Here is a 13,918-nt window from a genome sequence, read left to right on the forward strand (position 1 = left end):
ACGGGCCGCCGCCGCGCGGCCGGACACCCGCCGCGTCGCCGTCCGCGTCCCCGTCCCCGGAGCCGCGCCGGCCCCGCCCGGTGCCCGACCGCGACTCCGCCGTCTGGTGGCGGGCGGTGCGCGCGCACACCTTCCCCCTCCAGCGCTGCGCCGACTGCGCGGCCCTCCGCCACCCGGCCCGCGAGGTGTGCGCCCGGTGCCGCTCCTTCGCCTGGACCTGGACGCCCGCCCTGGGCACCGGAACGGTCGACTCCTGGACGACCACCCACCGCGCCGTCCACCCGGGCTTCGCCGGCCTGGTGCCCTACACCGTTCTGCGGGTCCGCCTCGACGACGCGCCGGGGCTGTGGTGCTGGGGCGGGCTGGCGGAGGCCGACCCGGGCGTGCTCCGCGCCGGGTTGCCGGTCCGCGCCGTGTTCACCGACGCCGACGAGGACCTGACCCTGATCGACTGGGCGCCGCGCTGAAGGCGGCGCCCGGGTCACCCGCCCGTTGCCGCCCGGCGCCGCAGCGCCGGCTTGTCGGTCTTGCCCGTCGGCCCTGTCGGCAGCGCGTCCACGACCACCACCCGCCGCGGCACCTTGTAGTTGGACATGTGCTCCCGTGCCCACGCGGTCAGCCCGCTCGGGGAGACCCGGCGGCCCGCACGCGCGACGACGAACGCGCAGCCCACCTCGCCGAGCCGCGGGTCGGGCACCGGCACCACCGCGGCCTGCGCGATACCGGGGTGCCGCAGCAGCAGCGCCTCGATCTCGGCCGGGTAGGCGTTGAAGCCGCCGACGATGAACATGTCCTTCTTCCGGTCCACGACCGCGAGATTGCCGGCGGCGTCGAGGACCCCGATGTCGCCGGTGTGCAGCAGACTCGCGGCGTCCACCGCTGACCCGGTGCCGCCGGGGTCGCCCAGGTAGCCCCGCATCACCCCGTACCCGCCGACCAGGATCTCCCCGCGCTCGCCGGCCGGCAGCACCGCCCCCGCCTCGTCGACGATGCGCACCTCGACCCCCGGCATGGGGCGCCCGGCCGTGGCGGCGATCACGTCGACCGGGTCGTCCGCCCGGGTCATCGACACCACCGTGCCCTCGATCAGCCCATAGGCGTTGATCATCCGGCGCACCAGGCCGCCCCGCCCTCCGCCGGTGCGGCCCGCGCGTCCGCCGGCGCCGAGAAGGCGGCGGATCAGCTCCGGCGGGACGGATGCCGCGCCGCAGATCCCCACGCGCAGCGACGACAGGTCGTGCCCGGCGTCCGCGCCGTCCAGGAGGCCGTGGAACAGCGTCGGCGGCCCGGCCAGAACGGTCACGCGCTCGCGTTCGACCAGGCGCAGCAGCCGTTCGGGGGAGAACACCGCCTGCGGCAGCAGCAGCGCCGCCCGCATCACCCCGGCGAGCAGGCCCGCGTTGACCCCGAACCCGTGCGAGAACGGGGCGATCACCGGGTAGCGGTCGCCCTCCCGCAGGCCCACCACGGCCGACCAGTCCCAGTAGCCGCGCAGCAGCTGGGCGTGGTGGATCAGGACCCCTTTGGGGGCGCCGGTGGTCCCGGAGGTCGCGAGGACTTCGGCGAGGTCGTCGCCGCTCACCGCCAGTGCGCGCCGCTCCGCGTCGGCCGGGGCGACGTCCGCGCCCGTCGCCGTGAAGGCGGCGAGCGCGGCCACTCCCGGGAGCGCGGCGGCGGGGTCGCCGGGGGCGGCGTCGAGCAGCACCACGCGGTGCAGCTCCGGGAGACCGGGGAAGGGACGGCCGTCCTGCGTCGGGTCCTCCGCCGATGGGCCGCCTGTCGCCGGGGCACCGTCGTCCGCCGCGGGGCCGCCCGCGGCCTCGGCGATCAGCCGGACGAAGGACGTGTCGAGGAAGTGCTCGGTGGTGAAGAGCAGGCGCGTGCCGGTGCGCCGCAGCAGGTCGGCGGCCTCGATCCCGCGGAACCGGCTGGACAGCGGGACCAGGACGGCGCCTGCGTCCCAGACCCCGAAGGCGATCGCCGCCCACTGTGCGGAGTTGGGGCCCAGCAGCGCCACGCGGTCGCCCGGCCGCAACCCGGCCGCGATCAGCGCACGGGCCACCCGCTGCGCTTCCCCGGCGAGCGCGGCGAGGCCGAGGCGGGCGTCGGCGTCGGCCACCACCACGGCATCGGGGCGCGCGCGGGCCTGGGCCCGCAGCATCCGCGGCAGTGACGTCCACCCGTCGGGGACCGGTGAGAAGACGTCCCCTCCGGCGGTATCGGAGCGGCCCGGGGTGTCATGGGACGCGGGGGGCACGGGATCCGGGGGCATGGGACCGGTTCACTCCTTCCTGGGGTGCCGCCCCGAGGCAGACCGGCTTCGGCCCGGCCCTGCCGAATGCGACCGAACAGGAGGGGCACGCGGCGGACGCCGCGTGTGGCGCGCCAGCGCGGTCAGCGGACAGCGGATCGGGGCGGTCGGCGCCGGTGGAGAGGGCGGGCCGATGGTGGACGTGGGGTCGGCGGGTGGGGAGTCCGGGTTCGGCCGTGTCCGCCATAGGAGGTGGTGGGCCGGCGGCAGACCGTGGGCGGCCGTGGCCGTGGCCGTGGCAGGGGAGCGGTCGCGGATCCAACGCTGTGGGCGAGGAGAGGGGCGGTGGGTTCGGGGCTCGGTGAGGGGGCGGTGGGTGTGGCGTCGGGTCGCGGGGAAGGCGTCGGCAGGGCTCGGGCCGGGCCGGTCCGGGCGGCGGGGAGTGCGGGGGCGGTGGCGGGGCGGGGGTCGGGGGGCGGGATGGCGGGTGTGGCGTGGAGCCGCCCGCGCGGGGATCCCGCGGGTCGGGGAGCTGGCGGCCGGTCCGCCCCGGGCGCGGGGATGGTCGTGGCGACGGTGTGACCAGGCCGCAGGGACACGAGGTCAGGGCGGCCGGGCCGTGGTGCGGTCGCGGCCGAGGTGGTGGCCGCGATCGTCGGTGACGGTTGCGGGGCGGCGCTCGGTGTCGGACTGCTCCGCCACCTCGACGTCGATGCGGACAGGGGCGGCGGCCTTCAGGCCCTGCTCGATCCGGGAGCGCCACATGGGATCCGCCACCAGGGAGGGGCGGGTGAACGTCACCCGGAGCGTGGCGGTGTCCAGCGTGCCCGCCCGGCGGAGCCACAGGTCCCAGTGGCCGATCCCGTCGATCGAGGCGAGTGCGCGCTCCACCCCCGGTAGGGCGAGCCGGCGTCCGCGGACCAGCACGTGGTCGCCGACGGTGTGGGCGGGGGAGGGGACGGCCACCGCACCTTCCCCCGCCACGGCCACCAGGCCCGTGCGCACGGTGGCACCCGCCAGGCCGGCGTGCCATGTGGGCGAGGTGACGATCTCCGCCGCACCCGCCGGATAGGGGGTGTCCAACAGCGTGTCCCCGGCGAGTGCCGCGAGGCCGATCAGCCCCGGCTCGGCCGGGGTGAAGCCGGGGTCCGCCGGGCCCCGGTGCGCGACGGCCACGTGCAGCAGCGGGTCGACGAAGAGCTCCGTGACCTGGGCGCCGAACTCGGCGGCGAGGTGGCGCCGCGTGGGCTCGCCGGTGATCTCCCCGACGAGCAGCAGCCGCCGCAGCCCCAGGTCCAGCGGGTCGGCGAGGAACTCCAGGTGCAGCCGGGCCAGGAGGTCCATGGCGCCGGTGGGGGTGATGGCCAGCGCGGTCGCGCCGACCGCCTCCAAGGTGCGGAACAGCCGAACGCGCCCGCGCGCGCCGACCGAGGCCGCCGCGGCGCCCGCTGCCACGGCGGCCTCGGCCAAGAGGCCGCCGGTCGGCGTGCCGTCGTCGTTGAGCGCCACGACCACGGTGTCGCCGGTGCCGATGCCCGCCCCGGACAGTGTCGCGGCCCCCAGCGCGACCCCCGCCGCCCGGTCCCGCTGGGTGAGCACGGCCGACGGCCCTGACCCGGCGGGGACGAGCACCAGCCCGGGGCCGGATGCCGCGCCAGGGGGAACGGGGCCGCCGTCGGCGTCACAGCGCAGCCACGGTGTCCCGGACGGGGCCGAAGGGGTGGAGCTCACGCGCCACCTCCCTTCCGACCGGTCCGGGCGCGGGCCGTGGCGGCGCTCCGGTCGGCCGGGTGGCGAACGGGGGTATCCGGCCGTGCCACGGGCCGGGCGACGCCCCCACTGGGGCCCGGGCCCACCAGGCGCCGGCCGTCCGGCCCACCGGCGGCCACAACGGTCGACGCGGACCACCGATGGCTTTCACCTGTCCGGAAACCGCGCGGGTACCGCCCCCGGCGATCCGGCCGGCGGTCAACGGGCCGGTCACCCGGCGGACTCCAGGTCATAGCGGCATCACCTCGTCGCGGAACAGGCGGAGCGAGTCGCACACGTGGTGGTGGGCCAGGCCGCCCACCTGGGCTTGGAGGAGGAGGTCGGTGGCGCCGGCGGCCTCGACGGCCTCCATGGCCTTGCGGGAGCCCTCCGGGTCGTCGAGGACGACCATTCGGTGCCGGCAGAGGGTGTCCAGGGCCTCCTCGGGGGGCATGCCCGCGGCGAGCTGGCCCAGGACGCGGTGGGTGGCGTGCCGGGCGTCGTAGTAGCCGGGCGGGGTGACCAGGTTGACCTGGCGGCGGATGTACCAGAGCACGGCGTCGGCCGCCGTCTCGACGGCCGCCGCGCGGGTGGCGGCCACGTGCCACGGGATCATCAGCGCCACCCGGCGCGCGGCCGGATCGTATCCGGACGCGGCCAGGGTCTCGCGGTAGGCGGCGATGTCGTCGGCGACGTCGTCCAGCCCTTTGAGCATCGTCATGCCGAGCAGGTTCCAGCCGCGCCGCGCCGCCGCGAGGTAGCCGGCGCGGCTGGTCGACGCGACCCACACGGGTGGATGCGGGTCTTGGACCGGGCGCGGGTACACGCCGACGCCGGGCACGCTGAAGTACTCGTTGTCGATGCTGACCGGGGCGCCGTCGGCGCGCCAGATCTCCAGGACCGCGTCGAGCGAGTCCTCCCAGATCCGGCGCGAGTGCTCGAAGGGCCGCTGGAACGCCTGGTACTCCAGGGGCGAGGCGCCGCGCCCGGTGCCGAACTCGACCCGGCCGCCGGAGAGCACGTCCAGGGTCGCGACGCGCTCGGCGGTGCGAACGGGGGGCTGGAAGGGGAGGAGCACCACGCCCAGTCCCAGCCGGATGCGCCGGGTGGTCCGCGCCAGTGCGGCGAGGATCAGATCGGGGGCCGAGGAGTGCGAGAAGCCGCGGGTGAAGTGGTGCTCGACGAACCAGGCGGCCTCGTACCCCAACTCGTCCGCCAGCTCCACCTGGGCCAGGACGTCGGAGAACGCGCGCTGCTCGACCTCACGGGTGCGCCCGCGCACCTCCACCTCGTAACCCAGGCCGACCCGTAGCGACGGCATCGCGCCTCCGAAGTCTCGTGCCCAGTGATAACAACCAAGCGTTCGCTTGGTAGCGTAACAGCGGCACGACGGACCGACAACCAGCACCCGTTGCGGATGCGCGACGCCGACGACAGCGGCGGGCCGTGAGGGGCGCTCCCGTCCGCGTCCCCGTGGGGAGCGCCGGGTGGTGACGCTGTGCTGCGGGTGGCCGGTGGGATGGAGGGGGCGCTCGCCGCCGTGCGGGACCGGCGGACACGGGAACGGTCGGGGTCCTCGGCTGACGACGGCGTGCGGGGGTGCCGCTGTTCCGGCTGGAGCGGCCCGAGCCCGCTCTCGGTGGCGACCGTCGGGGGGCGAGTCGATGGCCGGTGGGGGCGCTGTGGTGCGGGTGGTCGATGCGGTGGAGGGGGCCGAACGGCTCGGTGGACAGCAGGTGGACGGTCGGCCCGAACCCGAACCCGACCGGCCGGCACCCCCGCGGGTCCGGCCGGTCGGGATCGGGTTCGGGTCGGGCTCTACTGGGCGTCGAGGCGGTCGAGCTCCTCCGGGGACAGTTCCAGGGTGACCGCCGCGGCGCTGTCGCGGATGGTCTCCGGGCGGGACGAGCCCGGGATCGGGACCACGTGCGGGCCCTTCGCCAGCATCCAGGCCAGGCACACCTGCTGCGGGCTCACCCCGTGGGCCTTCGCCACCTCGGCGAACGCCGCGTGGCGGTCGGCCAGCGCGGACGCGCCCGAGATCCCGCCCAGCGGGCTCCACGGAAGGAAGGCGATGTCCAGCTCGCCGCACAGCTCCAGCTCGGCCTCGCTGGACCGGAACCCCGGCGAGAACTGGTTCTGCACCGAGGCCAGGCGACCGCCCAGGATCTCGCGGGCCAGCCGGATCTGCGCCGGGTCGGCGTTGGAGATCCCCGCCGCCTGGATCTTGCCCTCGTCCAGCAGCACGGCCAGCGCGCCCACCGACTCCTCGTACGGGACCTCGGGGTCGGGCCGGTGGAACTGGTAGAGGCCGATCGACTCCACGCCCAGCCGGCGCAGCGACTCCTCGCAGGCCGCACGAAGGTGCTCCGGGCGGCCGTCGAGCGTCCACACCCCGCCCCCCGGGCGCAGGTGCCCGCCCTTGGTCGCGATCAGCACGTCCGCGGCGTCGGCGCCGCGCGCCGCCAGCGCGTCCGCGATCAGCGACTCGTTGTGCCCGATGTCCTCGGGGCCCAGGTGGTAGGCGTCCGCGGTGTCGATCAGCGTGACCCCCGCGTCGAGCGCGGCGTGGACGGTCGCGATGGAGCGCTCACGGTCGGGGCGGCCCTCGACGGACATGGGCATGGCCCCCAGTCCGATCGCACTCACGGACCGGTCACCGATGGTTCGCGTCTGCATATGCAGGTGTCTCCCCAGTTGAACGGATGCGAAAGCCCGCTCGCGGCACGAGTGGTCCCGCGCCGTGCGCGGCGTGTCACCAGCCTGGCCGCGGGAGCTTAAGCTGTCCAACAGAAGAAAACGATCGCGGCGTTCGCTATAGGTGATCAATGTGGAACTGCGGCAGCTACAGTACTTCGTCGCCGTGGCGGAGGAACGCCATTTCACCCGGGCGGCGCGGCGCATGCTCGTCGCCCAGTCGGGCCTCTCCGCGTCCATCCGCTCCCTGGAGCGCGAGCTCGGCGCGCCCCTGTTCGTCCGCAGCACCCGCCGCGTCGAGCTGACCGACGCCGGCCACGCGCTGCTCCCCGAGGCCCGGCAGGCACTCGCCAAGGCCGAGGACGCCCGCGACGTCGTCGCCGCCGTCCGCGGCCTGCTGCGCGGCACCCTGCGCGTGGGCACGCTCCAGTGCCTGGCCGGGCTCGACGTGCCGCGCGTCCTCGCCGACTTCCGGGCCCGCCACCCCGGTGTGGAGATCCGGCTCCAGCAGGACGGCACCGGTGCGCTGCTCGACGGCGTCCGCCAGGGCGCCCTCGACCTCGCCTTCACCGCCGACGACGGCCGCGGCGCCGAGGGCCTGCACCTGACCCCCCTCGGGTCCGAGCCCATGGTCCTGGCCTGCGGGCGCGCCCACCCCCTCGCGGACCGTTCGGAGGTGCGCCTCGCCGACCTCGCCGGATCCCCCTTCGTCGACTTCGCCGACTCCTGGGGCACCCGGGGCGCCGCCGACCGGATGCTGGCCGCCCACGGTGTCGAGCGCAGGGTCGAATTGGAGGTCAACGACGTGCACACGCTGCTCGAACTGGTGGCCTACGGGCTCGGCGTGGCCATCGTGCCCGAGCACTTCCGCTCCAAGACCGGCGACGCCGCGTTCGTGCCCATCGCCGACGCCGAGCCGTGGCGCACCACCGCCGTCACGTCGGCCGCCGGCACCGGGACCGCGGCCCGCGCCCTGCTGGGCATGGTCGCCGACCGCGTGGCCGCTGCGAGCACCCCACAGGGCCGCTAGCCTGGAATCCCTCTCGAAGCGCGAATCGCCTCCGATTCGCCCCCGATCCCGGACGTACCGAGGAGTGGCCGTGCTGCTGCGGATGTCGACCCTGTTCCTGCGCACCCTGCGCGAGGACCCGGCGGACGCCGAGGTGCCGAGCCACCGGCTGCTGATGCGCGGCGGGTTCGTGCGCCGCGCGGCCCCCGGCGTGTACACCTGGCTGCCCCTCGGCAAGATCGTCCTGGACAACGTGGCCGCGGTCGTGCGCGACGAGATGAACCGCATCGGCGGCCAGGAGGTCCTGCTCCCGGCCCTGTTGCCCCGCGAATACTACGAAGCCAGCGGCCGGTGGACCGAGTACGGCGACAGCCTTTTCCGCCTCGTCGACCGCAAGGGCGCCGACTACGCCCTGGGCCCCACGCACGAAGAGCTCTTCACCCTCCTGGTCAAGGGCGAATACTCCTCCTACAAGGACTTCCCCGCGATCCTCTACCAGATCCAGGAGAAGTTCCGCGACGAAGCCCGTCCCCGCGCCGGCGTGCTGCGCGGCCGCGAGTTCCACATGAAGGACTCCTACTCCTTCGACATCGACGACGACGGCCTCCAGCGGTCCTACGACCTGCACCGCGAGGCCTACACCCGGATCTTCGACCGCCTGGGCCTGAACTACGTGATCGTCGCGGCGATGTCGGGCGCCATGGGCGGGTCGGCGTCGGAGGAGTTCCTCGCCGAGACCCCCACCGGCGAGGACACCTTCGTCCGCAGCACCGGGTCCGACTACGCCGCCAACGTCGAGGCCGTCCGGACCCCGGCCCCGCCCGCGCCGCCCCTCGACGGCCTGCCCGCCGCCCAGGTGCACCACACCCCCGCGACCCCCACCATCGCCACCCTGGTCGACCACTTCAACGCCGCCGGGCTCGGCCGCACCTTCACCGCGGCCGACACCCTGAAGAACGTGTTGGTCAAGACCCGCGCCCCGGGCGAGGCCGAGTGGGAGGTCATGGGCATCGGCGTGCCCGGCGACCGCGAGGTCGACCTCAAGCGGCTGGAGGCCGCCCTCCAGCCCAGCGAGGTCGAACTGCTCGACGACGCCGACTTCGCCGCCCACCCGTTCCTCGTGAAGGGCTACGTCGGTCCCAACGCCCTGCTCCAGAACAAGCTGCGCTACCTGGTCGACCCCCGCGTCGTCGACGGCACGCGCTGGGTGACCGGCGCCGACCAGGCCGACCACCACGTGGTCGACCTCGTCGCCGGCCGCGACTTCACCCCAGACGGCACCATCGAGGCCGCCGAGGTCCGCGAGGGCGACCCCTCGCCTGACGGCCAGGGCACCCTCTACACCGCGCGCGGCATCGAGATCGGCCACATCTTCCAGCTCGGCCGCAAGTACGCCGACGTCTTCGGCCTCGACGCGCTGGGCCCCGACGGCAAGCCCAAGCGCATCACCATGGGCTCCTACGGCATCGGCGTCTCGCGCCTGGTCGCCGCCATCGTCGAGCAGTCCCACGACGACAAGGGCGTCGTCTGGCCGCGCGAGGTCGCGCCCGCCGACGTGCACGTCGTCGGCACCGGAAAGGGCGAGCAGATCGAGGTCGCCCTGCGCATCGCCGAAGAGCTGGCGGAGCGCGGCCTGCGGGTCCTGGTCGACGACCGCAAGGGCGTCTCCCCTGGGGTCAAGTTCACCGACGCCGAACTGCTCGGCATCCCCACGGGCCTCATCGTCGGCAAGGGCCTGGCCCAAGGCGTGGTGGAGTTCCGCGACCGCGCGAGCGGCGAGCGCTCCGAGATCCCGATCGACTCCGCGGCCGACCACGTGGCGGGCGTCGTCCGGGGCGCGTGATCCGGGTATCCGTCCCGGCGGCCGGCCGCCGGGACGGTCAGTCGGTCTCGGCCTTCCCCGCCTGCGGCACCTCGCCGCCGGGGAACCCCGGGAACACCGCGGACGACCCGCCCCAGCCCAGCCGGCGCACCACGCTCTCCTGGAGCGAGCGCGCCGCGAGGTCGCGCAGCCACGGGTCGGACGAGGCGGCCAGCTGGAGGTAGGTCTGCTCGGCCTGCTCCTCCAGGCGGGCGGCGTACGCGCTCAGCTCGGCGTCGTCGTTGCCGGGCAGCTCGTAGGCGCCGGCGCCGGCGACGGGCGTGGCACCGCGCTCGACCAGCTCGTCGCGGAGCGTGTCGCGCTGTGCCCGGTGGGCGTCCAGGCTGATGTAGGACCGCTCGCGCCCGGCGCCGGCCGAATGCGCGCCGATGTAGCCGTAGCCGTACACCGCCGCGTGCTCGGCCCGCAGCGCCTCTTGGAGCGCGTCGGTGTCGGGCAACCGCTCGGACGTGGACCCCATCATGCCTCCGCGAGCTGGTGGACGTGGCCCGCTTCGCACGCGCCGACCGACGCGATCAGCTGGGCCAGGCCGGATTCGCCGATCCGGGCCGTTTGCAGGATGCGGGAGCCGGCCGCGCTCTGCTCGGCGACCCGCAGCCCCGCCACCGACACCGACGCATCGGGCACCGGCTCGGGGCTGGGGGCGGGCGAGTACTCCGGCTCCTGCGGCTCCTGGCCCCCGTGGTCGGGCATCCGCGCCCGCAGGGCGTCGAGGTGGGCGCGGTGGTCGGCGAGCAACCGCTCCAGCAGGTCGGCCGGCCCGTCCCCCGCGGCGATGGTGGCCTCGTAGCGGGCGATCATCCGGGTCTTCTCGGTGATCACCCCGCGCAGCACATACTCGTCGGGGCCGATCTCGCTGGGGTACCAGTGGCCCTGGCACCCGCTGAGTCCCGCGGCCGCGAGGCCCGCGATCACACCGACGACGACGGTACGGCGGCTGACGGCGCCGTGGTCGTGGCCCACGCCTGTCTCCTCATCATTCTCCGCAGAAACGAGGGGGACGCCCCGAACAGCCGGTGACGCGCGACCGTGCCGGCGGCCGACTGCGGCCGGACATGCGGCACGAAACCCCATCCTTTCATGACGAGCGCATTTTGCGTCCATGCGGCCGCGGCGGGTCGCGGGGCCGAAGGCCCCCGTCCGCGGGGGCCGTTGGAGCGGAGAGGGGAGAGAGCGGAGGGAGGAGGGGAGCGTGACCTGGGATCGTCACGGCGAGCCGACGAGCGAGCGGAGGCGGCGCCGCCCTGGGCCGGAGGCCCCTGTCTGCGGGGCCGTTGGAGCGGAGGGAGGAGGGGAGCGTGACCTGGGAAGCGAGCGGGGAGCACGCCCCGCACCCCGGGGCCGCGCGCTGCGGCATGGGCAACCGCGGACTGTGGATACCCTTGAGCGCGTACCGCCGTCACCCTGACGCGCGGACGACGAATGTGCACAGCCGGACCGCCCCCGCATCACGACCGCGGAACCGGGCGGCGTCCGCCGAGGAGGATCACCGATGGGCGCGCAGGCTCGCCACGACCGTCTCGCCGAAATTCTGGGGCCGGTGCTCGCCGAAGCCGGGCTGGACCTGGAGGGCATCGAGGTCACCCCGGCGGGCAGGCGACGGCTGCTGCGGGTGGTGGTCGACTCCGACAGCGGCGTCGACCTCGACACCGTCGGCACGATCAGCCAGGAGATCTCCGCGGCCCTCGACTCCACCGACGCCATGGGAAAGGCCCCCTATGTGCTGGAAGTGACCTCGCCCGGTGTCGACCGGCCGCTGACCCTGCCGCGGCACTGGCGGCGGTCGCGCGGGCGCCTGGTGCAGGCCCGTCTGGCGGGCGGTGACGAGGTCGAGGGGCGGGTGAAGGACGCCGGCGAATCAGGGGTCACCCTGGAGGTCGACGGTCAGGATCGTGTATACGAATACTCCGACCTGGGGCGCGGCAAGGTGCAGGTGGAATTCCGCCGCGACGCCGACGTCGACGCGGCGGACTAGAGGGGGAGCCCCGTGGATATCGATATGAGTGTCCTGCGCAGTCTGGAGCGCGAGAAGGACATCTCGGTGGACCTCGTCGTCAAGGCGATCGAGGACGCCCTGCTGATCGCCTACAACAGGCAGGAGGGCACCGAGACCTCAGCGCGCGTCGAACTGGACCGCGCGACCGGGCACGTCACGGTGTTCGCCGCCGAGACCGACGACGAAGGGCGCGTGGTCGGCGAGTACGACGCCACGCCCTCCGGGTTCGGCCGGATCGCCACCTCGACCGCCAAGCAGGTCATCCTCCAGCGGCTGCGCGACGCCGAGGACGAGTTGACCCTCGGCGAGTTCGCCGGGCGCGAGTACGAGATCGTCTCGGGGATCATCCAGCAGGGGAAGGACCCCCGCAACGTGCTGGTCGACCTCGGCAAGATCGAGGCCATCCTGCCCCCGCAGGAGCAGGTGCCCGGGGAACCCTACGAGCACGGCGAGCGGCTGCGCGCCTACGTCGTCCAGGTGCGCAAGGGGCACCGCGGGCCGTCGGTCACGCTGTCGCGCACCCACCCCAACCTCGTGCGCAAGCTCTTCGAGCTGGAGGTCCCCGAGATCGCCGACGGCACCGTCGAGATCGCGGCGATCGCGCGGGAGGCCGGCCACCGCACCAAGATGGCGGTCCGGTCCAACAAGTCCGGCGTCAACGCCAAGGGGGCCTGCATCGGTCCGCTCGGCAGCCGGGTGCGCAACGTGATGGCCGAGCTGAACGGCGAGAAGATCGACATCGTCGACCACTCCGACGACGCCGCCGTCTTCGTTGGCAACGCACTGTCGCCGGCCCGGGTCACCCGGGTCGAGGTGCTCGACGCCGCCGCAAAGGTCGCGCGGGTCACCGTTCCCGACTACCAGCAGTCGCTGGCGATCGGGAAGGAGGGGCAGAACGCCCGGCTCGCCGCGCGGCTCACCGGGTGGCGGATCGACATCCGCTCCGACGCCGAGACCCCCGAAGCCGCGGGCGCTCCGGAGACCGACGCCGGATCCGACGAGGGCGCCGACAACGGCACTCCCAGCGGCCAGGCCGACGCCCCGACGCGCTAGACTGGGTACACGTGGCCGGTCATATCCCTATGCGTACGTGTGTGGGCTGCCGGTCGCGGGCAGCTCAATCCGAATTGGTGCGGCTGGTGGCCGGTTCCGGCATGGTCGAACCGGACCCCGCGCGGCGCCGTCCGGGGCGGGGAGCCTACCTCCATGCCGACCCCCGATGCTGGGAGTCTGCGGAGCGCCGGAGAGTGTGGCCGCGGGCCTTCAGGACCGCGGGAGGTCTCGACACCTCGCGTGTCGCCGCCTACCTCGATGCGCCTCCGCGCGTTGGAGGCGCTCGCCGATCCGGATAGGGTTGGAATGATCACGCCGATCGCATGGTTGTAACGACCACGTGTTCGGCGGGTCTTGCCATGTCGGGATGTCCGTACATGGTCGGCCCATTGTTGTGTAACTACGAGGAAGCGGGTCGAGATTGCGATGAGCGCTCGATGAGTACGCAGCGATGAGTACGTCAAGCTAACGACGGTCCGGCACAAGCCCATGTCCCGGACCAGGTAGAGGAGAGCAGTGGCGAAGGTCCGGGTATACGAGCTCGCGAAGGAGTTCGGAGTAGAGAGCAAGGCCGTTCTGGCCAAGCTCACTGAAATGGGCGAATTTGTGCGGTCCGCCTCGTCGACGATAGAGGCTCCCGTCGTCCGCCGACTCAAGGAAGCATTCAACAACGGCTCCGCCGACAAGAAGAGCGGCAAGCCGCGCCCTGGGGGTGGAGCCGCCGACACCGCGGGTCCCCGCCCGGCGGTCCCGCGCCCGGGTCCCAAGCCCGGTGCGCGTCCCAGCGCGCCGACCAGCGGTTCCCCCGCGGCCGGTGCCCCCACAAGTGTTCCCAAGCCGGGCCCCAAGCCCGGCCCGCGTCCCGCCGGCCCCAAGCCCGGTGGCGAGCGTCCCGCAGCGGGCGGCCGCCCGGAGCGCGTCGAGCGTCCTGAGCGCGCGGAGCGTGCCGAGCGCCCTGAGCGTCCGGAGCGTACCGAGCGTCCGGAGCGCGCGGAGCGCCCTGACCGCGGCGAGCGTGCGGAGCGTCCCGACCGCGGGGAGCGCGGTCCGCGTCCCGACCGCGGCGAGCGCCCCGAGCGCGGTTCCGGCCGCCCCGAAGGCGGCAAGAGCCCCCGTCCGGGTCCGCGTCCGGCCGGTCCGCGGCCGGGCAACAACCCGTTCGCGTCCACGGCCACCGGCATGGGTGCCAAGCCCGCCCCGCGCCCCGGGCCCCGGCCCGGTCCGCAGGGCGCCGGCGCCGGCGCCGGCGCCGGCGCCCCGCGCCCGGGCGGCGCTGAGCGC

The 13,918-nt window shown here is 74.5% G+C and carries 13 protein-coding genes; 7 read left to right on the plus strand and 6 right to left on the minus strand.

Going from position 1 to position 13,918, the window contains the following annotated elements:
• The first annotated feature begins 80 nt into the window (after positions 1 to 80).
• On the plus strand, positions 81 to 467 hold the full coding sequence (locus ACFO4E_RS22910) for a Zn-ribbon domain-containing OB-fold protein (protein WP_378578097.1): 387 nt from the start codon (positions 81 to 83) through the stop codon (positions 465 to 467).
• 14 nt (positions 468 to 481) lie between these two features.
• Here the strand turns inward: ACFO4E_RS22910 and ACFO4E_RS22915 are convergent, their stop codons facing one another.
• The 4 genes from ACFO4E_RS22915 to ACFO4E_RS22930 form a co-directional block, all read right to left on the minus strand.
• Positions 482 to 2,272 (minus strand): AMP-binding protein, encoded by a 1,791-nt coding sequence (locus ACFO4E_RS22915; protein WP_465263139.1) that lies wholly within the window; start codon positions 2,270 to 2,272, stop codon positions 482 to 484.
• Positions 2,273 to 2,854: 582 nt separating this feature from the next.
• Positions 2,855 to 3,982: an acyl-CoA synthetase family protein gene (locus ACFO4E_RS22920; RefSeq protein ID WP_378578099.1), complete on the minus strand. Its 1,128-nt coding sequence runs from the start codon at positions 3,980 to 3,982 to the stop codon at positions 2,855 to 2,857.
• A gap of 268 nt (positions 3,983 to 4,250) precedes the next feature.
• Positions 4,251 to 5,321 (minus strand): LLM class flavin-dependent oxidoreductase, encoded by a 1,071-nt coding sequence (locus ACFO4E_RS22925; protein WP_378578101.1) that lies wholly within the window; start codon positions 5,319 to 5,321, stop codon positions 4,251 to 4,253.
• 497 nt (positions 5,322 to 5,818) lie between these two features.
• Positions 5,819 to 6,649 (minus strand): aldo/keto reductase, encoded by an 831-nt coding sequence (locus ACFO4E_RS22930; RefSeq protein ID WP_378578103.1) that lies wholly within the window; start codon positions 6,647 to 6,649, stop codon positions 5,819 to 5,821.
• Positions 6,650 to 6,830: 181 nt separating this feature from the next.
• On the opposite strand from ACFO4E_RS22930, the gene ACFO4E_RS22935 reads away from it, so the two are divergent.
• On the plus strand, positions 6,831 to 7,727 hold the full coding sequence (locus ACFO4E_RS22935; RefSeq protein ID WP_378578105.1) for a LysR family transcriptional regulator: 897 nt from the start codon (positions 6,831 to 6,833) through the stop codon (positions 7,725 to 7,727).
• A 70-nt stretch (positions 7,728 to 7,797) separates the two neighbouring features.
• Positions 7,798 to 9,549, plus strand: a complete 1,752-nt coding sequence (locus ACFO4E_RS22940) for a proline--tRNA ligase (protein ID WP_378578107.1) — start codon at positions 7,798 to 7,800, stop codon at positions 9,547 to 9,549.
• Between the two features lie 37 nt (positions 9,550 to 9,586).
• Here the strand turns inward: ACFO4E_RS22940 and ACFO4E_RS22945 are convergent, their stop codons facing one another.
• Together ACFO4E_RS22945 and ACFO4E_RS22950 are read right to left on the minus strand one after the other, a co-directional pair.
• Complete coding sequence (locus ACFO4E_RS22945; RefSeq protein ID WP_378578109.1) at positions 9,587 to 10,051, minus strand: ferritin-like domain-containing protein; 465 nt, start codon at positions 10,049 to 10,051, stop codon at positions 9,587 to 9,589.
• On the minus strand, positions 10,048 to 10,551 hold the full coding sequence (locus tag ACFO4E_RS22950; protein WP_378578111.1) for a hypothetical protein: 504 nt from the start codon (positions 10,549 to 10,551) through the stop codon (positions 10,048 to 10,050). The genes ACFO4E_RS22945 and ACFO4E_RS22950 overlap by 4 nt, the downstream gene beginning before the upstream one ends.
• 529 nt (positions 10,552 to 11,080) lie before the next feature.
• Between ACFO4E_RS22950 and rimP the strand changes: the two genes are divergently transcribed.
• The 4 genes from rimP to ACFO4E_RS22970 all read left to right on the plus strand — a co-directional run.
• Positions 11,081 to 11,563 carry a ribosome maturation factor RimP gene (rimP, locus tag ACFO4E_RS22955; RefSeq protein ID WP_378578113.1) on the plus strand — a complete coding sequence of 161 codons (483 nt, stop codon included), beginning with the start codon at positions 11,081 to 11,083 and terminating at the stop codon, positions 11,561 to 11,563.
• 24 nt (positions 11,564 to 11,587) lie between these two features.
• Positions 11,588 to 12,637, plus strand: a complete 1,050-nt coding sequence (gene nusA / locus ACFO4E_RS22960; RefSeq protein WP_378578121.1) for a transcription termination factor NusA — start codon at positions 11,588 to 11,590, stop codon at positions 12,635 to 12,637.
• A 29-nt stretch (positions 12,638 to 12,666) separates the two neighbouring features.
• Positions 12,667 to 12,936, plus strand: a complete 270-nt coding sequence (locus ACFO4E_RS22965; protein ID WP_378578115.1) for a YlxR family protein — start codon at positions 12,667 to 12,669, stop codon at positions 12,934 to 12,936.
• Positions 12,937 to 13,153: 217 nt separating this feature from the next.
• Positions 13,154 to 13,918 (plus strand): translation initiation factor IF-2 N-terminal domain-containing protein (locus ACFO4E_RS22970; RefSeq protein WP_378578117.1); only part of this gene is annotated, 765 nt, incomplete at its 3' end.

It is taken from the genome of Nocardiopsis mangrovi (assembly GCF_042653925.1).
Classification (GTDB): domain Bacteria; phylum Actinomycetota; class Actinomycetes; order Streptosporangiales; family Streptosporangiaceae; genus Nocardiopsis_B; species Nocardiopsis_B mangrovi.

Bases quoted from the DNA above. Each gene is read 5' to 3' on its own strand.
- ACFO4E_RS22915 (WP_465263139.1), bottom strand. From the start codon at position 2,272: ATGCCCCCGGATCCCGTGCCCCCCGCGTCCCATGACACCCCGGGCCGC.
- ACFO4E_RS22925 (WP_378578101.1), bottom strand. From the start codon at position 5,321: ATGCCGTCGCTACGGGTCGGCCTGGGTTACGAGGTGGAGGTGCGCGGG.
- ACFO4E_RS22945 (WP_378578109.1), bottom strand. From the start codon at position 10,051: ATGATGGGGTCCACGTCCGAGCGGTTGCCCGACACCGACGCGCTCCAA.
- rimP (WP_378578113.1), top strand. From the start codon at position 11,081: ATGGGCGCGCAGGCTCGCCACGACCGTCTCGCCGAAATTCTGGGGCCG.
- nusA (WP_378578121.1), top strand. From the start codon at position 11,588: ATGAGTGTCCTGCGCAGTCTGGAGCGCGAGAAGGACATCTCGGTGGAC.
- ACFO4E_RS22965 (WP_378578115.1), top strand. From the start codon at position 12,667: ATGCGTACGTGTGTGGGCTGCCGGTCGCGGGCAGCTCAATCCGAATTG.